Source organism: Macellibacteroides sp., from assembly GCF_050251695.1.
GTDB lineage: Bacteria > Bacteroidota > Bacteroidia > Bacteroidales > Tannerellaceae > Macellibacteroides > Macellibacteroides fermentans.
On the sequence record NZ_JBFWMI010000050.1, the window covers coordinates 1 to 21546 of the forward strand.

Genomic DNA, 21546 nt, shown 5'->3' on the forward strand with positions numbered 1-21546 from the left:
CCGAAGTATTGTTTATTTTAAATGAAGAAACAACGTATGTATCGGCCGGATCGGCATAAATATACAAAACTGTTCCTTTAGCAATCAACGATCCGGAAGATACCAAAACATATGCTTCATTTGAACCATCAACAACACGCCTTCTCACAGTAAGTGTCCCGTTTTCAGGCTGTGCGAAAGTAATCGTATATTTAGGAGCCACATAGGTAAATACAGCCTGAACAGTTACAGGTCCGGAGACCGTATAGGTAGAGCCACTTGTCAGATCTTCACTATTAACAGTAAGCGATGTTAATTCATGTTCTGCTTGTGGGGTAGCAGTGACAGTAAGCTGAGTACCATGCTCAACCAAAGCTCCCGAAGTTAGCTGAGTACTTCCTGCCATTACTGTAATAGTTCCATTAGTTGGAGGAGTAATGGTAAGTGTATATTTCTTCTTTACAACCTCTGTACTAATATTTAAATCGGTTGCAACCGGTGAAATTAGAGTAGGATTTTCTGTACTAACTTCTGTACCAATTAACGTTTTGGAGAACTCATACCCCGTTGCCGGATTAACGGTTACCGACAACTGTGTTCCTTCTTTTACAACAATAGTACCGTTGTAACCTTCAACATCAGACAACGTTTTCTCTTTAGAAGCACTTCCTAATGGCTCTGTGTAGCTAACAAGAATCGTTGAATTCTGAGGTTTTGTAATAGTTACTGTACGTGTTTTAACAACTGTTGCACTGATTTCCATGTCAGAATTTACAGGAGTTACAACATAGGGATTAATCGTTTTAGCTGCACCTGCTGCAATTATACGTTCCAAAGCATATCCTTCATCAGGAATTACTTCAAAACTAAAACTAGTCCCACTTTTAACTTTAAGTATTACATTACCTGTTTCATCAGGGGTAATTGTTAGAGGAACATTAACGGATGAAATAAGAGGGGCTGGCAGATACTCAACTTTAATATCACAATTAATAGGTTTTACAATTGTGAAAGTATACATCTTAACAACTGAAGTTGTAATTGTGGTAGCTTCTGTAATATTTGCAATTGTGTAATCATTCTCAACAATAGGAGTTCCTCCGTTAACCACAATTTTATCAAATGCATACGAAGATATTGGTGTAACTTTTACTTTCACAGAGGCACCAGATACAATAGATATTGTCCCCACATAATCATCAATATCCTTAAATTCTTTTGTTGTCTCGGTTGATGTTCCAAACGGGGTATAAGTTACTTCCACATATGAATTTGTTGGTTTGGTAATTGTCACATTAACAGCCACCGGATCATCAGCTGCAAATACGGCTAATGGAAGCAAACAAAGCAAGAAAAAGGTAAGGAGTAAATTTTTCTTCATAATTGGGTGATTTAGAGTATGCACAAATATAAAAAAAGGCGCCCACAATGGGACGCCTTTTTAAAATTTATTTTACAGAATTATCTATTAACAAGAACTTTAGCAGTTTTGCTACCAGATTTAACCATATAGATACCGTTAGCTACATCGATACCGGCAGCAGCTTCTTCGATAGAAGCAGCCTTAACCTGCATACCTAATGCATTGAAGATTGTTACAGCTTCAGTTGCGCCAACTACATAAATCTTACCATTTACAGCGTAGATGTTCTTAGCAACTTCTACCTGATCGATACCTGTAAAGTAACCGAATGTTACACCGTCCATTGGATCACCGTCAACACGGTAAGAATCGCTGGCAGCCACAAGTTTAACAGCAGGATGAGCAGTAACAGTTACACCGTCGCAAGTAGGTTCAGTATAAGCATAAGCTGTATAAGTTACACCTTTCTTCAAGTTGTTAACAGAAAGACCAGTCTGGAATCCGTATTGAGCTCTTTCAACAGTTACGTCATCGAAATACTGTTTGAAGTTTGCAGCAGGTACTTCAGCATGGAACATGCTAGCATACAACGGAGTCTGAGTAGTTGCGTTCAAGCTTGTATGCCATCCGCCAACTGTTGTCCAGTCTGCTTCATTGAATGCGCTAACCTTGTAAGCAGCAGCATCCAAATTGTCTTTTCTTGTTTTGTGAGAAACATCACCAGTAAACTTGTAAACGTCAAGTGTAATCTGACCTTGTTTCAATACAATTGTATATTCTTTATCATCAGCAAGATTATAGTTAATAGTCTTCACTGTGATTCCATAAGGAGTCCAAAGAGCAGCATCTGAAGCACCTAAAATGATAGTCTGTTTCTTAGTTGCACCTTCGTAAACTTCCATGTAGTAGTTAGGAGAATCTTCAGAGATAATGTCGTAATTCAAAGTTTCGCCTGTACCGTTGAACAACTCAACATAAGTTACGTTGTCTTTAGCATAAACTTCAGACATGAAGATTGAAGAAGTCTTCTTGTTGTATTTCAAGATACCGATACCAACTACATAGTTGTTACCACCTGCAGCAGGAGTTACTCTCAAGTCAACACGGTCACCCTGGATGTCACCAGCCTGGAATGCTCCGAATGTTGGCTGACCAACTACTGTAATACCTTCTACACCAGAGAATGCCAAATCAGCGTTTGTGCAATCACCGTAAGTATAAGTCATAGCGTCAACAACATAGTCACAATTAGCGATTGTAGTGCTGTCTGGTTTGAAAGTCAAAGTAACTGTACCACCTGCATTACCGTTATCGTCGATTGTAAATGTAGTAGGAGCGATAGTGAACGGAGACTTAGCACCCTTTACCATAGCAATCTTAACTGTACCTTTTGATTTATCAAGATCAGTTGCAGAGAATGTGAACTGTTGTGTTACAGGAACATTGATTGTTGACTGCATATTAGTTACATTTACTTTATGGAATGTAGGATCATATACACGTCCGCAAAGAGTTGCTTCTGGATATTCGTACATCGGATAGATAAAGCAATTGTCTTCATGGTGATCCATCAAGATATCAACATAGTTGAATTCAGCATCCCACCAACGACGACCGTCTTCAATTGTACGACCATCATAAGCAACAGTGATAAATTCCTGAACGTCTCTCTTTTGAGCAAGTCTTACTGAAGGTTCAAAGTTTACAGTAACCATAGCAGCTACTTCACCATATTGGTTAGGTTCGATTGACATACCGTTAACTGTTCCATAACCTGGCAAAGCTTCAACTGTTACAAAGAATGCTTTTTTGTCGCCTTTATAATAAGCGTCAACAGCTTCAACGATGTTTACATTCTTGGTCAAGTTATAACCAGTTACATAGAATACGCCTTCAGAAAGAGGATTATTCTGTTCGCCACATTCGCCAAGATAGGTATTACCATAATCTTTGCGGAATTCGCTCTTAGTCAAGAATGAACCGCTCCACAATACCTGAGCACTGTTATCCATTACTTCTACGAAATTCCAATCGTGAATAGTGTTTTCAAGATTTGCTCTTGTATCACCAAATACGATAGCACCTGTTCCAACCTGGTCGAAACCAACTTGTTCTGCCATCAATACATTGAAATGAGGATTCCAACGATAGAACAATTGATGAGGCATGTTCGGTACCATATAGTTAGCAGCTTCGAAACCATCGCAATCCGGTTTGAACTGAACAAGGATCTTATAACCCTTAGTCTGGAAGTCTTCAATCTGCTGAGCTGTATTCAAAGTAATACTGATTACCTTCTTAACAGCTGGAGTATTCCAAGTTGCACCATTATCAACACTATATCTGAATGCCATGTGGCCATCATTGTCGTGTTGAGCTAACTTATCAAGAGAAATTTCGAATTTAGCAACTTTTGTTTCATCAGTCTTAACCTTAGCACCCTTCAAATAGAAAGCTTTAGTTCTTGAAACAGCTTGTTGTTCTGGCAACAATGTTGCATCGTAAGGAGCATAGAATGCAGTTGAGATATCACCAACCATCTTAGATGGAGTTCCTTCTGTTCCTTCGTATTCAAACCAAACAGCAGCGATATCACCTACTACCAATACTTGTGGGAATGCCACTAAATTATCTGTAGGATTGGTGAAAGAAGCAAATTCTCTACCTGTAAAGTCGGTTGTACCCTTAATTGCGTTATCAATCCAGTATCTTCTGCTGATTTTTAGATATTTTGCAACATTTACATCAACATTATTCAAGAATTGAGCAAAATTAACTCTCAAATAGTTGCTTGGAGTATTTGCAATAACACCTAGTGCCCCAACAGAGAAATTGTTTTCTACACCTGCAGCTGCAGAAGAAGAATCATCCTGATCGTCCATAAATCCACCTACATAACGCAAGTCACCCTGGTCAGGAAGAGGAATATTGATACCCCAGATACGAACATCCTGATAAGTCATGTTTTCAATGAAAGTCAGTTTTGACTTATCCAAATACAATTCAGGTACAGAATTACCATAAACAGTTTCAGAAGTAGCAGTCAAAGACTGAATTGGAGAAAGAGCTTCATTTGCATTAACAAATTGAGCAGCAGCATTAAATGCACCATAGAAAGTATTGATCGTTGCAGGAGCAAAGTCATACTGAGAAGATACTGTAGCAGAAGTCAAAGAAACCTGACCAAGAGCCACATGAGATGAATGCATTACAAATCCGGTAGGAGCTGTAACATCTACAATTGCAGCAGGAGTTGGAAGTGTCAAACCAGCAACAGCAACTGTTACTTTATTATCAGCATCTTCCAATTTATAACCCATACCGGCATTGAACATACCTGTTCCATTGTAATCAGCTGTTCTTGTTAAAGTCATGCTTGGAGAATCCGAAGCAATTGACAAACTCTTAACAATAGTAGCAGCAGGAGCTGTATCAATTACACCACCTGCAGGTCTGTCTGAAACAAAAGTAACGCGAATGATTTTGTTATCCAATGAATTTGGGATAAAAGGATGATCTTCAATTTCATCATCAGCAAGCTGGAACAATTTTAATGTTTTAGCTCCCATAGATGTATTGTAGATACCATCATAAACCATTGTCATATCCTGAAAATCTGTTTCAACCCAATCCCAATGACCTTGCCATGGCATTGGACCTGTTGATACCCATACCAAATGTCCAGGAACAAATGTTCCTGCATATTGATAAATCTGATTGTAATCTACCAATGTACCATCCAGGTTATAAACTTGCAAGTGCATGTCCCAATTAACATTCTTGTTGGCTTCGTCACCAAAAGTGTTAGCATCCAACATAATCTGCAGGTCTTTTACATTCTTCAGATATTTTGTAGTAATATCGAAAGAGATGGCTGCACGATTCTGGTCGGAAGCAAAAATGTTAAGAGATTTACCATCTTCGCCAATCCAGAAGCTGGATTGATTAGGATTGGTGGTAGGAATAGTTGAGCTCAAAGCAACAGCTGGAGAAACCGCAACAAAAGGTTGAGCATCTGTGCTACCGGAGAAAGTTACCTTTACACCCTGAGCCAAAGCACCTGCGTTAACAGGAGCATCGATCTTAGTCTGGTTGTTCCATTGCAACATTTTAGGATGACCCGTAATGCTGCCCTCAAAGAATGGAGCCTGACCAAATACCGAACCCGCACTAAAAGCTGTCATCGCAACGAGTGCGAGAGCTTTTGTTCTAAAGTTTGTAAATTTAATCATAAAAAATTTAATTTAATTAGTAATAAAAGGAATATTAGTTTCTCATCGAATTAGTAGCTCTTACAAATAAGCGACTAAAAAAGTTAGTTTTTTGAATGGATAAATTGTTCGGATTATTAATTATCTCCTTCTATTTCCTTACTCAAAACACTATTTTTCAATACAAAGTTAGGATTCACAGGGAATCTACATAGGTTTTTAAGGCCTATTTCAGGGAGTCACAACCAAGGTCAAGGGTTTATTATCAAACCCCATTGTTTTAAGGACGAACCCATTTTCGTGCCATTTTTTACAAAAAAGAGGTTAATGAATCCTTAACAGGAGCGTAACCGAAATGTAAACACTGGCAATGAATATAGCCTTATCAAAACAAACACCCCGAATCCTCAGCAACAGAGAATCCGGGGCGATCATTACTTACTCAATACGTATTATCTTCCAACCACTACTTTTGTGGATAAGCTTCCCGACTTAACCATATAGATGCCGGCCGGTACAGCGATACCGGAAGATGCCTCTTCAGCAGTCGCGGTTTTCATCTTTATCCCCAAAGCATTGTAAACCGATAAAGGTTCTGTAATTCCTACGGCAACTATTTTTCCTTCGGATGCATAAATCTTTTGTTTAGCATCCAGACTTTCCACTCCTGTAAAGTAGCCGAATCGAACTCCCTCCATCGGATCTCCGGATAATCTGTCGGAATCGCTGCAGGGAATCAGCTTTACGGAGGGAGTTCCATGAACTGTTACACCTTCGCAGGGTGATACTGTATAGGCATAGGCCGTATAGGTGGTACCTTTTTTCAATCCGCTTACCGATAATCCGCTATCAAATCCGTAGCTGGATCTTTCAACGGACTGGGTATCAAAATATTCCCTAAAGCCGGCTCCGTTCACTTCATCCAGAAACATGCTTGCATAACGCGGTTCCTGTGCGGCATAACCCAGGCTGGTATGCCAACCGCCTACAGTGGTCCAGGATTGTTCCTGAAAGGTATCACACAGATAACTATCAGCCGGCAAGTCGTCTCTTTTGGTCTTATGACTTACATCGCCGGTAAACTCATACACATCCAGTGACAGTCTACCCTGTTTTAGTTGTATCCGGTAATTCTGATTAGACAACAAATCCAAGGGGATTGTCTTGATAGTAATTCCGTACGGATTCCACAGCAGACTGTCGGTCGTGCCGATGGTTACCGACTTTACCAGATTATCTCCCTCGTACACTTCCAGGTAATAATTGGGACTACCCTCCACAAGGATTTCTTCGTTTAGCTTTTCACCCGTACCATTAAACAACTCAACATAGATTACGTTGCTCTTGGCATACACTTCGCTCATAAATATGGAAGAGGTCTTCTTGCTGTATTTTAAGATTCCGATACCCACCTGGTAATTGTCTGCACCCATTGCAGGCACAATACGCAAATCGGCCCGGTCGCCCTGAATATCACCTGCTTCAAAGGGTTTGAAGGTTGGCTGTCCAACCACTGTAGTCCCTAGAACACCCGAAAAGGGAAGATCTCCCTGCTGGCAATCACCATAGGTATAGGTCATAGCACTTATCTGGTTATCGCATAGGTTCTGCGGAGTAGGTGTAAACGTCAACGTCACTTCTGCACTTACGTTTCCATTGGCATCTATGGGGAATTCCGTAGGGGTAATGGAGAAAGGGCTTGTTTTTGACCCTGCTAAAGCAATGGAAACCTTTTTCTTCGATCTGTCAAGATCGGTAGCCATAAAGGTAAACCGTCCGGTAGCTGAAGTATTAACCGAAGTAGTCAGATCAGCTACTTCCACTTTATGGAAAGTGGGCTCGTAGACTTGTCCCCTTATATGTGCAGCCGGATAGTTATACGATGCATAAATAAAGGAATTGTCGGCATCGTATCCCCTAAAGTAATCGTTATAATTAAAGTCGGGGTCCCACACCTGATCGCTACTGCTCCTTATCGCTTTGCCACTATAGACTACCGTTATGGAATCTGTTACAGTCCGGCAATCAGCAGCCTTCATCGTTGGAGCAAAAACAACCGACACACGGGCAACCACTTCACCGTATTTATTTGGTTTAATGGTCAGACCATCCACTTCGCCAAAGCCCTCCAAAGCCTCCACCGAAACCTGAAAAGCTGACGGATTATTTACGTCCTTATTATAATGTACGCGTACATTATTAATAAGGTTATAGCCTGTGATATAAAATTCACCTTTATTTAAGGGGTTGGATTGTTCTCCACACGTATTCAGATAGGTGATTCCGTAGTCTTTTCTAAAATTGGACGTCGTTAATGAACTACCCCAAATACCCATGTAATTTGTATCCATCACATCCTCAAAATGCCAACTGTTGATAGTATTGGTAAGTACCGCCCGGGTATCTCCGTAAACCAGAGCTTCTGTATGTACCGTTTCCATTTTACCTACCTGAACAGCCTTCAACAAATTATGATGAGGTGTCCATTTATACATCTCGTGAGGCTGGGGCAAAGCGGTTGCTGTTTGCATCCAGGGTTCGTACCCACGGCAATCGGGTCTGAACCGCACCATCAGTTTTACTCCTTTCTCGGCAAAGTCCACGGCATCCTGCACGGTCCGTAATTTTACGCGAAGCGTATCTTTTGTAGCCGGAGTTTTCCATGTAGCTCCTTGGTCTGTGCTATACATAAAGGCATGATGACCATCCAGTTCGTGCGCGCCGTATTTCTCCAACGATATTTCGAATGCCGCCTCATCATTTGCATCGGGTTTGATTTTAGCCCCTTTTAAAACAAAAGTCTTTGGTCTGGAGTACAATGTTTCTGCAATCGTCTCATCGTAAGGAGCATAGAAAGCGGTGGATAAATCTCCTACTACCATACCCGGCACTCCCCCGGCCTTCTCGTATTCAAACCAGACCACGGCCACATCTCCGATGACCAGCACCTGTGGAAAAGGTGAAAGGTTGATATCTGCATTGGAGAAATCGGCATACTCAGCTCCCGTAAACGTATTCACTCCTTTGATAGCCAATGGGATGGAGTAATTTGTATTGATCCAAAGGTATTTAGCCACATCCAGATAGAGGTTATTCATTTCTTGCGCAAAGGTAATATCCAGGGTATTGGATGGCAGTTTTTCGATCACCCCTAAATTGCTTACCGTAAAGTGATTTTCTACCTGGGCAAAGCTCCACGTCGAGCCATCCGGATCATCGGAAGAGCAGATTCCTTCGTAATAAAAATCGGAGCGATCGTCCATAGGAATATTCTTTCCCCAGATTTGGACAGACTGTGTGCTCCCTGATTCATTAAAGGTTATTTTATTAGCCGATAAAAAAAGCTCCGGAACCGAATTCCCGGCAACTGAAGACGAAGTGGTTGTCAGCTCTTCGATGGGTGATAGCGGATCGTTTTGGTTGGTAAATTGAGCTGCGGCCGCAAATGATCCGTTAAATGTATTTATATTGACAGGGTTAAAAGCATATTGGAAACTCATGGAAGCGGACTGCAACGTAACCTCCCGCGAATCTACCGGTTGATTCTGACCGTCGTTAAGTCTGAATCCCAGGGGACTTACAATCCGGATATCCGCTGTTTGCATAGCTCCTTGGGTTGTAACCTGCGAAGTTGGTACAAAAGATGCCGGCAACGTAAGTCCGGATGCGGATAAAGTAACGGTATTTTCGGGTACAAATGGAGTCATACAATTCATTCCTGCCTCAAAAACCCCGTGATTGGATAAATCCAGGTTTAGCGACGGTGTTTCGGACTGGATCGAAATACGGTTTACCACCAGTGCAGCCGGAGCATGAGCTCCTATTTCGCCTACCGGAATACCCGAAACCAATGTAATACGGAGCAGTTTATTATCCAGCGAACCGGGAATAAACGGCGAAGGAACGCCCGGATCCGTACTACGTTGAAAGAATTTCAACACTTTTCGTCCGTCGCCCGTATTGTAAATTCCGGGTATTACACCAAAAGAGGAAGTTCCTCCGGCATAAACTGAACTATAGGGCACAGGTATTCCGTTCAGGTCGAAGACCTCTAATTTAAGATCGAAATCCAGATCCATATTGGCTCCTTCGAAACGATTGGCATCCAATACAATCTCCAAATCATTTACCTGCTTCAGGTATTTGGTTGAAAGCTGGAAGGTTACAGCCATCCGCTTAGCCTCTCCGGCAAACAGATTTAAGGCAGAGCCATCGGTCCACCAGGCTGTTGTAGTAGGATTTGTCTCTGGTGCCGACACAAGTTTATTTACTTCCATTTCGTTCCAAACCGAACCCTCTCCCCCATCGGAAAAAGAAAGATATACCCCCTGAACCAACGCTCCGCCTACTACCGGAGCTTCAAGCCTGGACTGGTTATTCCATTGCAAGATTTTGGGTGTGGTTAACAAATTTAATTCATCGTGCACAGGAGGAAAGTCATTTATACCTGACACAGTAGACCCACTCCATGTAAACAGGATAAGCAAGAGTGCCTTGATTTTTAGGTCGGCTAATTTATTCATAGATTTTCAATTATTATGTAAACAGTTGGATATTAGACAGTAAGTAAATCGTAAAGCTGATTAATTCATTACAAAATTATACTTTTAACCCTATCTACATAATATATATAAAACGAATTACACAACTGTAGTACGTACATGCAGGTTTATTGTACGTATTACATGTTTTTAAGGACATAATCTAATTTATTGAATTCTTGCAAATCAGTATTCAGATAATTCATTTTTCCTTTATTGGTTAAAACCAATTTTCGACCAATTAAATATGCATTTTAATAACAGTGTTAAAGCCGGAATATACACATCTTAGTCTTTTTCATTCCTCTATTTACTCGTCTCTCAGCTGAGGGACCATCGTCCTCCATCTGTGTGACCATTGTCCCTCAGCTGTGTGACAATGATCCCTCAGTTGGAAGACGAAGAATATACCTTTGGTTAACCGTCTATTATATATGATGAAAAGAACTAAAGGCGTTGGGGAAACGCTTAAAATCTATAGTAAAAAAAAGTGTACAACGTTATCAACTCAGAAGGAAACAGGAGAAAGCAGAGATATTTCGATGACAGATGACAGATAGAATGGATCTGTCACAAGCATCCCTCATTTTTAAAACCCGCTCCACCAAAGGGATTGAGGCATAAAAATGAGGGATGACAGATGTTTTTCGTAAAAACGTCAGCCAGACGGCTTCACACGTTTTTAAACGATACTTAATTTTGATGCACCGTAAGTTGTGGGAACGGGAAGCTGATCTTTTCGAGGTTGAACGTATCGTAAACCTTCTGATTCATATCAAAATAGACACTCCAGTAGTCTTCGCTTTTAACCCAAACTCTTAAGGTAACATTCACACTGCTGTCGGCCAGGGCATGAAGGGCCACAAAGGGAGCCGGATCATTCAGAATACGTCCATCCTGTGCAACCAAACGTTCAATTACACTTTTCACCTTGGCATAATCTTCGCCATATTCGATACCAAATACCCAATCTACTCTTCGTGTGGACTGGTTGCTGTAGTTGGTAACTACCCCACTGCTAAGAGCTCCATTGGGAATATATACCACTTTATTGTCGTAGGTGGTTAATATGGTGTGAAAAATCTGTATTTCACGTACCGTACCGCTTACCCCCTGAGCCTCTATCACATCGCCTACTTTGTAGGGTTTAAATAACAAAACGACCAGACCTCCGGCAAAATTCTGCAGATTTCCGCTTAAGGCCATACCGATAGCCACACCGGCAGAGGCAAGCAAGGCGGCAAAAGAGGTGGTTTCTACACCCAATGCTCCTACAACAGAAACAATCAGAAGGATGGTAAGTAAAATATTAACCAGACTGCTCAGGAAGGTACGGATGGATAATTCCACATTTCGTTTGATAAGAATCTTACGGAACAGTTTATTGAGGAGTCCGATAACGAGACGTCCCACAAGGAAAACGATTACCGCTGTAATGATTCGTTTGCCGAGGTCAATACCCGAATCCATCAGCACTTTCATCAGCTGTTCGGCTTTGGTTAACGAGATTACCTCGGCCTGTAATAAGATTAGAGACAATATATTCATACGTATATGAGTTTGTTATTAAGTAAGCAAAGGTATAAATAAAATTTAAAAGTTAAAATGATGACATTTTAATACTTACATTTGCAAACTAATTTTGAGAGACAAAAGATGAAAATTATCATGTTATGGATTTGCCTGTTTTTGGGGGTTACCTCCATACAGGCTCAAGGATATGAGGAGCTTATAAGCAAGTCGTACGATTACCTGGAGAAGAAGGATCTGCCCGCTGCGGAAGAGAGTCTGAAAGCTGCCATGCGGCTTGAACCAGCCAATCCAAACAATTTTGCGCTGCTTACCAATCTGGGTACCATCCAACGCCGGCAAGGTAAGCTGGAAGAGGCTATGATTTCCTATAGTGCTGCATTAAGCGGTCACCCGCAAAACCAGGGTATCCTGGAAAGCAGGGCTTCTTTATATGCCGAGATGGGTAACACGGAAATGGCTCTGAATGATTATTCCACCCTGCTGGCACTAGCTCCGAAAAACGAAGAGGCTCTGTATAACAGAGGACTGATCTATCTGCAACAGAAAAATTACCTTTCTGCAGAGCAGGATTTTGAGAAGATTCTGGAGGTGAACGACAAGTCGGTTCGCGGAAGAGTGGGTTATGCCATTCTGGAAAAGATGAGAGGAAACTTTGACGAATCCGAACGGATCTACAATTACCTGATAAGCGAACTTCCTAAAGATTGGTCTTTGTATGAAGGGCGCGCCGACCTCTATTTCATGAAAGGGAAAAATGCACGGGCCATGGCCGATATAAATAAGGTGTTTGCCGAAACTACTCCTACAGCCGCCCTCTATGTATTGAGAGGTAAAGTTAAACTGGCATTGTACGAAAAACCTTCGGCAGCAATCGATTTCAAAAAAGCCCAGGAGATGGGATACGATCCGGAAACAATCCGCGAGCTTATAAAGCTTTGCAAATAATAAACCTCCCACCAGACTTTAATACCTCTAAGATATAGAGCGTGTTCATTAATTCGATACTATTAAAAAGGTGATTCTGAGCATGCCCGGAATCACCTTTTCTTTTTCTGTTCCTTTGTACGGATAAACTCCGAACAAAGAATGCTTATTTATTCTTGATATAGGATGCCACCCAGTCTCCTACGGCCGAAGTAGAATAGGCTTTTCCTTTTTCAGAAATATCTTCGGTTACAACTCCGGCATCCATTGACGCAGCAACAGCTTCGCGGATAAGTTTACCCTCTTCCTTCAGGTCGAATGCGTACTCGAACATCAACGCGGCACTCAAAATGGTAGCGAGCGGATTAGCGATGTTCTTTCCGGCTGCCTGAGGATAAGATCCATGGATCGGTTCGAATACTGATGTATGAATACCAACCGAAGCCGAAGGCAGCATACCTAATGAGCCGGTAATTACAGATGCCTCATCGGTAAGGATGTCTCCAAACATATTCTCGGTCACCATCACGTCAAAGCTCTTTGGCCATTGAATCAGTCGCATGGCAGCATTGTCTACAAACATATATTCTGTTTCCACATCTGGATACTCTGCCGAAATTTCCTGAGATACCTGACGCCATAAACGCGATGTAGCCAATACATTCGCTTTATCAACTACGGTAAGTTTTTTCCGGCGTTTTTGTGCATATCCATAGGCAAGACGAACAATCCGATCGATCTCTTCGCGCGTATATACGCAGGTATCATAAGCCGTATCGCCGTCTTCGCTGCGACCTTGCGGGCGACCAAAATACATTCCGCCGGTAAGTTCGCGGATACACATAAAATCGGCACCTTCAATCAATTCCGAACGAAGGGGAGATTTGTGCAACAAACTTGGAAATGTAGTTACAGGTCTGATGTTGGCAAAAAGGCCCAATTTCTTACGCATGGCAAGCAAGCCCTGCTCCGGACGCACTTTAGCAGAAGGATTATTGTCGTAAAAAGGAGATCCGATCGCACCAAAAAGCACCGCATCACTTTGCATACAAAGACTGTGAGTCTCTTCCGGATAAGGATTACCCGTAGCATCGATTGCACAAGCGCCCACCAATGCCTCTTTGTATGTAAGTTCGTGATTAAATTTGGTACATACTGCCTGAACACTCTTAAGTGCTTCGGCAATGATTTCGGGACCGATACCATCTCCCGCCAATACTGCAATATTCAATTTCATTTTATTATTCTTTTCTTATCGTTTAAAATAGATATACTTTGGCTCGGTGGGAACGTAATCTTCGTTGTCCCACAACGTGCTGGTAATCATCAGGTCGGCGCTGTACCTATTGCAGGCAATGGGCACATTGTGTACACGACACTGACGTAATAACATCTGAATGTCTGCTTCGTGCGGCTGGGCATTCAAATCGTCTATAAGGAAAATAGCCAGATTCACCTCCTTACGCACCACCATAGCAGCGATTTCGGCATCTCCGCCCAACGGGCCCGAATTCATACAGGTGATATCTGCCTCAATACCCTTTTCCTGAAAGGCTTTTCTGATCAGGCTACCTGTAGTTCCGGTACATACCAGTTTATGAATGGATAGCATGTCTGCATTGTGAACAGCCCACTCAACCATATCCGCTTTACGGTTATCATGCGCAACAAGCGCAATCGTCAATTGTTTTTTCATTATCCAATGTATTATTTATAAACTATGCAATCTTATTCAGCATTTTCACCGTAGCCTTGATGGCCGCCTCCGTCTGGTCGGCGTCCAGTCCACGGGTTTTAAAGTCGACACCCTCGTGATTCCAGCTGATTACCGTTTGCACGAAAGCATCGGTACGTCCGCCTGGAGGGATGGAGACGGAATAGTTTGTAAGCATAGGGAAGGGTTTCGACAAGGATTTGTAAATCTTGCGAAGTGCCCTCACAAACGCATCGTACTGTCCGTCGCCCGAGGCCGTTTCTTCATACGCTTTGCCCTCAATTTCAATCTTGAGCGAAGCTACCGGCTTCAGACCTTGCGTCAAAGATAGTGAATAGTTTAATAACTTTATCTTATTCTCGATGGCATCGTGACGAAGCACATCGGTAATGATATAGGGTAGATCCTCTTTTGTAACCGCCTCTTTCTTATCACCCAGTTCGATGATTCGTTCGGTCACTTTGCGCATGGATTCTTCGTCCATCTCAATACCCAGCGATTCCAGGTTTTTACGGATGTTGGCCCTGCCGGAGGTTTTCCCCAGCGCATACTCTCTTGTACGACCGAAGCGTTCGGGTAACAGGTCGTTGAAATAGAGGTTGTTCTTGGCATCTCCATCGGCATGAATCCCGGCACATTGGGTAAACACATGTTCGCCTACGATGGGTTTATTGGTTGAGATATGGATACCCGAGTAGGTTTCTACCAGCTTACTTACCTGATTGATCTTCTTTTCATTCAGACTCGTCTTTAATTTAAGCTGATCATGTATTACAGCCAACACACTGCTTAAAGGAGGATTTCCGGCACGCTCGCCCAATCCGTTTACGGTTGTATGCACACCTTTTACTCCGGCTACTATTGCTGAATATACGTTGGCCACCGCCAGGTCGTAATCATTGTGCGCATGAAAGTCGAAATGGAGTTTCGGCCAACGGGTGAGCATCTCCTTACAGAAGAAGTAAGTGTTGCGTGGATTGAGAATACCCAACGTATCGGGCAGCATGAAACGCTTGATAGGAAGGTCTTTCAATCCGTCCATCAACTGATAGACATATTCCGGCGAGTGAAGCATACCGTTGGACCAGTCTTCGAGGTAAACATTAACTTCAATCCCCATCTCCTGCGTCTTATTCACCACCTCCGTAATATCTGCGATATGCTGCTCGGGGGTTTTACGGAGCTGTTCGGTTACATGCTTGAACGAGCCTTTGCAAAGCAGGTTCATAACCTTACATCCGGCAGATTTTATCCAGTTAAGCGATGTCTCACCGTCTACAAAACCCAATACTTCCAAACGCGAAAGGTAGCCTGCACGCTCAGCCCAGCGTACGGTAAGCTTAACCGCGTCGTATTCGCCTTCAGACACCCTGGCCGAGGCGATTTCGATACGGTTTACGCCCAGATCCGACAGAAGCTGACGGGCTATGCTGACTTTCTCGTGTGCAGAGAAAGATACGCCCGAGGTCTGTTCGCCATCCCTCAGGGTTGTATCCATTATCTCTATCAGTTTATTTCCTGGCAGCCTCATAAGCCTCGATTTTTGTTTTGTTGGACAACAGGTAATCGATGTCGTCCAGTCCATTCAACAGGCAGTCTTTCTTATAGGCATTGATTTCAAAGTTTTCGCTTTTTCCGGTCGCATTGTTGGTAATTTTCTGATTCTGAAGATCTACAGTTAAGGTAGTCTTCGGATCGGATGTTACTGTTTCAAATATCTCCGCAAGAAATTCGGGTGATACCACAACCGGAAGCAATCCGTTGTTAAGGGAGTTACCCTTGAAGATGTCGGCAAAGAAACTGCTTACCACCACGCGGAATCCATATCCGGAAATTGCCCATGCGGCGTGTTCGCGGCTTGATCCGCTACCAAAGTTCTTTCCGGCCACAAGAATCTGGCCCGAATAGGTATCCTGATTCAATACGAACGATGGAACCGGATTGTTCTCTTTGTCGTACCTCCAGTCGCGGAACAGATTATCGCCAAATCCTTCGCGGGTTGTTGCTTTTAAGAAACGGGCAGGTATAATTTGATCGGTATCCACATTTTCAATTGGAAGAGGAACTACCGTTGATGTCAATGTTACAAATTTTTCCATTTTTATCTGATGCTTATAATGTTCTTGGATCTGTTATTTTTCCGGTTACGGCGGCTGCGGCTGCTACTAATGGGCCTGCTAAGATAGTGCGTGCACCCGGACCCTGGCGACCTTCAAAGTTACGGTTGCTTGTACTTACAGCATACTTGCCGGCAGGTACTTTATCGTCGTTCATGGCAAGACAGGCCGAACAACCGGGCTGACGTAAAGAAAAGCCTGCCTCGGTAAGAATTACATCCAGTCCCTCCTCTTTAATCTGACGAGCTACATTCCATGAACCCGGAACCAACCAGGCAATTACATTATCAGCCTTCTTCTTCCCCTTCACAAAGTGGGCAAAAGCACGGAAGTCTTCGATACGTCCGTTGGTACAGCTACCCAGGAATACGTAATCGATAGATTTACCCTGAATAGGTTCACCCGGCTGGAATCCCATATAATCCAATGCTTTCTTGTAGGAGATACGGCTTGCCTCGTCCACGCTTTCCAAGGAAGGAATTGTTCCGCTGATGCCCATACCCATACCCGGATTTGTTCCATAGGTAACCATCGGTTCGATATCTTCGGCATGATAAACAATTTCTTTGTCGAAAACAGCATCCTCATCGCTCTTCAATGTCTTCCAATAGGCCAAGGCCTTCTCCCACTCTTCTCCCTTCGGAGCGAATTCACGTCCTTTCAGGTATTCGAATGTTGTTTCGTCCGGAGCAACCATACCACCACGGGCACCCATTTCAATACTCAGGTTACAGATGGTAAGGCGTTCTTCCATGGAAGTAGCCCGGATTGCTTCGCCTGCATATTCTACAAAATAGCCGGTTGCTCCACCGGTTGTCATCTGCGAAATAATATACAAGGCGATATCCTTGGCTGTAACACCCGGTTTGCGCTTTCCGTCTACCGTGATGCGCATTGTCTTTGGCTTACGCTGGAATATACATTGAGTAGCAAGAGTCATTTCCACCTCACTGGTACCGATACCGAAAGCAATAGCTCCCATGGCACCATGCGTAGAAGTGTGTGAGTCTCCACAAACAATAGTCATACCCGGTTGTGTATATCCGTTTTCCGGACCTACCACGTGGATAATTCCATTCTTATTGTTTCCGATGCCGTAATAGGTGATACCAAATTCCTGGGCATTGCTTGCCAGGGTATCGACCTGATTCTTTGAAATCGGATCCTCAATCGGGAATTCCTGTTTCAGGGTAGGTACGTTGTGATCGGGCATACAAAGGGTCTGTTCCGGACGGAACACCTTTAATCCGCGGGCACGTAAACCACCAAAGGCTTGGGGACTTGTTACTTCGTGGCAGAAATGTCTGTCTATATACAATTGGATGGTGCCGTCTGACAAGGTATCCACCACATGTTTATCCCATATTTTTTCAAAAAGAGTATTCATACGTTTTATCTTATTTTACAAATTTATTAATTGCATCGATAAAGGCTTCAACGGATGCTGCAATGATATCCGTGTTAGCCGAAAAACCATAATAATTATTTCCATCGTATTCCACCTGCATGTGAACCTTACCTACATCATCGCTTCCCTTATTGATAGCCTGGATAAGAAACTCCTGAATCGTCATGGTACGATGGATGATTGATTTAACCGCTTTAATAGCTGCATCTACCGGTCCGTTTCCGGATGCGGCCGCTTCAAACTTCTCTCCTGCGATATTCAGACAGATACTGGCAACCGATTGTACACCTACTCCCGATGTAACCTGCAGATACTCCAGTTTAATCCGGTGCATAGCTGTGCGGTCTTTACCGGCAAGCATCAAAACGTCGTCGTCGTTGATATCCTTTTTCCGGTCTGCCAGCTTAAGAAACTCTTCGTACACTTTGTCCAGCTTCTCCTGATCAAGATCCACGCCCAATATATTCAGTCTGTGTTTTAATGCAGCACGTCCGCTACGGGCTGTAAGAACAATGGCATTGTCGTCTATTCCCACGTCTTTAGGGTCGATAATCTCGTAACTTTCCCGATTTTTAAGAACTCCGTCCTGGTGAATCCCCGATGAGTGCGCAAATGCATTCCTTCCTACGATGGCTTTGTTTGGCTGAACCGGCATATTCATCAGGCTCGAAACCATGCGGCTGGTGGAATAAATTTTCGTACTGTTTATATTAGTAACAATTCCCGTCTCTTTATGGCTACGGAAAATCATGGCAATTTCTTCCAAAGCTGTATTTCCGGCACGCTCACCAATCCCATTTACCGTTACTTCAACCTGACGTGCACCATTCATTACTCCCTGAATTGAGTTGGCTGTTGCCATTCCCAGGTCGTTGTGACAGTGCGTTGATATTATCGCATTATGAATACCATCCACATGTTCCATCAGGTAACGAATCTTTGCACCATATTCGTCGGGCATACAGTAACCAGTCGTATCGGGAATATTAACCACGGTTGCTCCAGCTTTAATAACCGCTTCCACGACCCTTGCCAGGTATTCGTTGTTGGTACGTCCGGCATCTTCTGCATAAAACTCTACGTCCTCAACAAATCTTTTGGCATATTTCACACAGGCCTTGGCCCGTTCAAGTATATCATCCTGATTGGAATTAAACTTGTAACGTATATGATAATCAGATGTACCGATTCCCGTATGGATACGTCCGCGTTTAGCAAACTTCAATGCTTCGGCAGCCACTTCAATATCTTTCTCAACAGCGCGGGTGAGTGCACAAATGGTTGGCCAGGTTACGGCCTTGGAAATCTCCACTACACTTTTGAAGTCACCCGGACTTGACACCGGAAAGCCGGCTTCGATTATATCGACGCCTAATTCTTCCAATGCTTTGGCAACCTGAATCTTTTCAAGGGTGTTTAACTGACAACCAGGCACCTGTTCACCATCTCTCAATGTGGTGTCGAAAATAAACAATTTGTCTGACATAATCCTATTTTTTATTTGTTTGAATTAACTATATCAAAAGAGCCTTTCTCACATGGAAGTGAGAAAGGCTCTTTCTTTTTTACAAATGCTCAGAAAAGCACAGCAGTCTCACTTCCTAGTCCGTTCCCAGAGTAGAATATCAATTAGAGAAATAATAATAATGCTGTTTGCTGAATACTGTATCATTTGTCTTCTATTTTTAACGTTGCAAAGATAGAGCCTTTTTTGTAACATGCAAATATAATTCGATATTTTTATCAATATTTTTCTTACGGTTTATAATATATATCGCTTTATTTATTCTGATTCGTTCTTTTATCTGTTTTTAAGGCTGCTGTTCAGCATATTTTACATATAGAAAACAATGACAAGTTTAAAGAAGGTGCCGTTCTTGTTTAAAATATAGATTACTTTTGTACGCGTAATTGAATATCATAAGCAGAAGTATATGAATATTGACTCATTGAACGAGAGAGCCAAAAAAGTAGAAAAAGAAACAAAGTCTTTTTTTAAAAATATAAAGAAAAACAGAATGCGGGAACTGGACGACATGGTCCACTACCTTCACGAAGAGGTCTTTGAAGAGATTGATTGCCTGGAGTGCGCCAATTGTTGCCGTTCACTCGGACCACGTATTACGGACAAGGATATTGAAAGGATAGCGTCGGCCACCCGAATGAAGCAGCACGAAGTGGTGTCTGCATACTTAAGAATAGATGAAGACAACGATTACGTATTTAAAACCATGCCCTGTCCTTTTCTGGGTGCCGATAATTATTGCAGTATCTATGAAGACCGCCCCAAAGCCTGCAGGGAATATCCTCATACCGACCGAAAGAAATTCTATCAGATCCATGCGCTAACCATAAAAAATGCGGCAACTTGTCCGGCAGTATTCAATTTGCTGGAACGACTAAAAAAGGAGTTTTGACGCTACTGCTAATTAGTAAGGGTCTTTCCGTTTCAATTAAACCATTCATGGGTCAGTAATTCTAAATAGATGTTATGAATGGCTAGCATCCGATAAGATCTACAGTAATTACTCCACTTGCAAGGTAAAAGAATATTATTCTCAAACGGGTAATATTCATTTGAATTTGACAGGCATCTTTCGTCTATTTAGTATGATGGTTTTTTAGGTCAAGTTGATTTATATTCATTAACTTTTATTATATTTGTATACTTGTATACGAAGCCTATGAAACCTAATTTTACGATAAGTTCCGCACAGGCAAATGAATTGCTATGCAAACAGTTTGCCACCTGGCCTTTTTTTGCCACCAACTATCAGACGTTGGATAAGGTAAAAGAGAAATGTTATTCTTTCGATGATTTTAGTATTAAAGTTCAGTTTAATCCGGCACGTACAATCATGCTGCGGCCGGAGCATAATGCAGGGATTCCCTATGCCAATGGATGCCCGCTTTGTGTAAACAACCTCCCTATCCTGCAAGAAAGATTGGTTTTTGGTCGTGATTACATCGTGCTGTGCAATCCAAATCCAATCTTCCCGAACCATTTCACCATACCATCAAGGGTACATTCGCCTCAGCGTATTCTTTCCAGATTTGGAGACATGCTAGAATTAAGTATCCGGCTGGAGCGGTTTATTTTATATTACAGCGGACCCTCGTGTGGCACCTCCATACCTGATCATGCACATTTCCAGGCAGGCACCAAAGGAGTACTTCCCTTTATGAATGAAGTGGACACATTACTCCACAAACACGGTAAAAGTATTATCACCGAACCTACCGCTACCTTGTTTACCCTTTCAGATACGGTAAAAAGGAATTGTTTTATACTTAAGGCCCGTACATTAACCGCTGCACGAAAGCTATTCGGCCTTATCTACCAGGCATTACCCGAATCTGATAGGGAACCGGAACCTATGATGAATATCATCAGTAGTTACGAAGATGGAACGTGGACCGTTGTAGTATTTCCAAGACACCCCTACTTTTGGGGAGAGGAGAACCCAGCTAAAGTAAAGCTGTCTATTAATCCGGGAGCTGTTCACGCAGGGGGACTGATTATTACCAAAAACGAAGCGGATTTTGATAAAATAACGCCAGCTTTGCTTTCGGAGATGTACAGTCAGCTTTTCCTTTCGGACGACTTATTCGCGGATGTATGTCGCTCCATCCAACATCTTTCTAGTAAATAAGGATTAAAAAGTAGGACTTCTCCAAATATGTTCGTTATATTTGCTGTTCAATAAACCTTTACAACCGGATAAGAGATATGAAACAATTTTTCAAAATGATGTT

Annotated in this window: 13 protein-coding genes; 3 read left to right on the forward strand and 10 right to left on the reverse strand. The window is 42.5% G+C overall.

Going from position 1 to position 21546, the window contains the following annotated elements:
* From AB7E53_RS08915 to AB7E53_RS08930, 4 genes are all read right to left on the reverse strand, one after another.
* On the reverse strand, positions 1–1360 hold a 1360-nt coding region (locus tag AB7E53_RS08915), incomplete at its 3' end, for an InlB B-repeat-containing protein (protein WP_446775244.1).
* Positions 1361–1440: 80 nt separating this feature from the next.
* A complete protein-coding gene (locus tag AB7E53_RS08920) occupies positions 1441–5574 on the reverse strand; it encodes a hypothetical protein (protein WP_446775246.1) in 4134 nt (1377 codons plus the stop codon).
* Between the two features lie 431 nt (positions 5575–6005).
* The gene (locus AB7E53_RS08925; protein WP_446775247.1) at positions 6006–10076 is read right to left on the reverse strand and encodes a hypothetical protein; all 4071 of its coding nucleotides are present in this window, start codon (positions 10074–10076) and stop codon (positions 6006–6008) included.
* A 711-nt stretch (positions 10077–10787) separates the two neighbouring features.
* On the reverse strand, positions 10788–11576 hold the full coding sequence (locus AB7E53_RS08930) for a mechanosensitive ion channel family protein (RefSeq protein ID WP_446771313.1): 789 nt from the start codon (positions 11574–11576) through the stop codon (positions 10788–10790).
* Between the two features lie 174 nt (positions 11577–11750).
* Here AB7E53_RS08930 and AB7E53_RS08935 point away from each other — a divergent pair, with 174 nt between their 5' ends.
* Entirely contained in the window at positions 11751–12572 is an 822-nt protein-coding gene (locus tag AB7E53_RS08935; RefSeq protein ID WP_446775249.1) for a tetratricopeptide repeat protein, read from the forward strand.
* 145 nt (positions 12573–12717) lie between these two features.
* Here the strand turns inward: AB7E53_RS08935 and leuB are convergent, their stop codons facing one another.
* Genes leuB through AB7E53_RS08965 form a run of 6 tightly spaced genes read right to left on the reverse strand, consistent with a single transcriptional unit; the run spans position 12718 to position 19276 of the window.
* Positions 12718–13788, reverse strand: coding sequence for a 3-isopropylmalate dehydrogenase (gene leuB, locus AB7E53_RS08940; protein ID WP_079683802.1), 1071 nt, complete (start codon positions 13786–13788; stop codon positions 12718–12720).
* Between the two features lie 15 nt (positions 13789–13803).
* A complete protein-coding gene (locus AB7E53_RS08945; RefSeq protein WP_079683801.1) occupies positions 13804–14247 on the reverse strand; it encodes a methylglyoxal synthase in 444 nt (147 codons plus the stop codon).
* Positions 14248–14269: 22 nt separating this feature from the next.
* Entirely contained in the window at positions 14270–15796 is a 1527-nt protein-coding gene (locus AB7E53_RS08950) for an alpha-isopropylmalate synthase regulatory domain-containing protein (RefSeq protein WP_446775251.1), read from the reverse strand.
* Positions 15777–16364 carry a 3-isopropylmalate dehydratase small subunit gene (gene leuD, locus AB7E53_RS08955; protein ID WP_068180573.1) on the reverse strand — a complete coding sequence of 196 codons (588 nt, stop codon included), beginning with the start codon at positions 16362–16364 and terminating at the stop codon, positions 15777–15779. Before leuD ends, AB7E53_RS08950 begins: the two co-directional genes overlap by 20 nt.
* A 13-nt stretch (positions 16365–16377) precedes the next feature.
* On the reverse strand, positions 16378–17769 hold the full coding sequence (leuC, locus tag AB7E53_RS08960; protein WP_446775252.1) for a 3-isopropylmalate dehydratase large subunit: 1392 nt from the start codon (positions 17767–17769) through the stop codon (positions 16378–16380).
* 10 nt (positions 17770–17779) lie between these two features.
* Positions 17780–19276 (reverse strand): 2-isopropylmalate synthase, encoded by a 1497-nt coding sequence (locus tag AB7E53_RS08965; RefSeq protein WP_079683799.1) that lies wholly within the window; start codon positions 19274–19276, stop codon positions 17780–17782.
* A 448-nt stretch (positions 19277–19724) separates the two neighbouring features.
* On the opposite strand from AB7E53_RS08965, the gene AB7E53_RS08970 reads away from it, so the two are divergent.
* Positions 19725–20207: a YkgJ family cysteine cluster protein gene (locus tag AB7E53_RS08970; RefSeq protein ID WP_446775254.1), complete on the forward strand. Its 483-nt coding sequence runs from the start codon at positions 19725–19727 to the stop codon at positions 20205–20207.
* Between the two features lie 267 nt (positions 20208–20474).
* On the forward strand, positions 20475–21443 hold the full coding sequence (locus AB7E53_RS08975; protein ID WP_446775256.1) for a DUF4922 domain-containing protein: 969 nt from the start codon (positions 20475–20477) through the stop codon (positions 21441–21443).
* Positions 21444–21546: the final 103 nt, after the last annotated feature.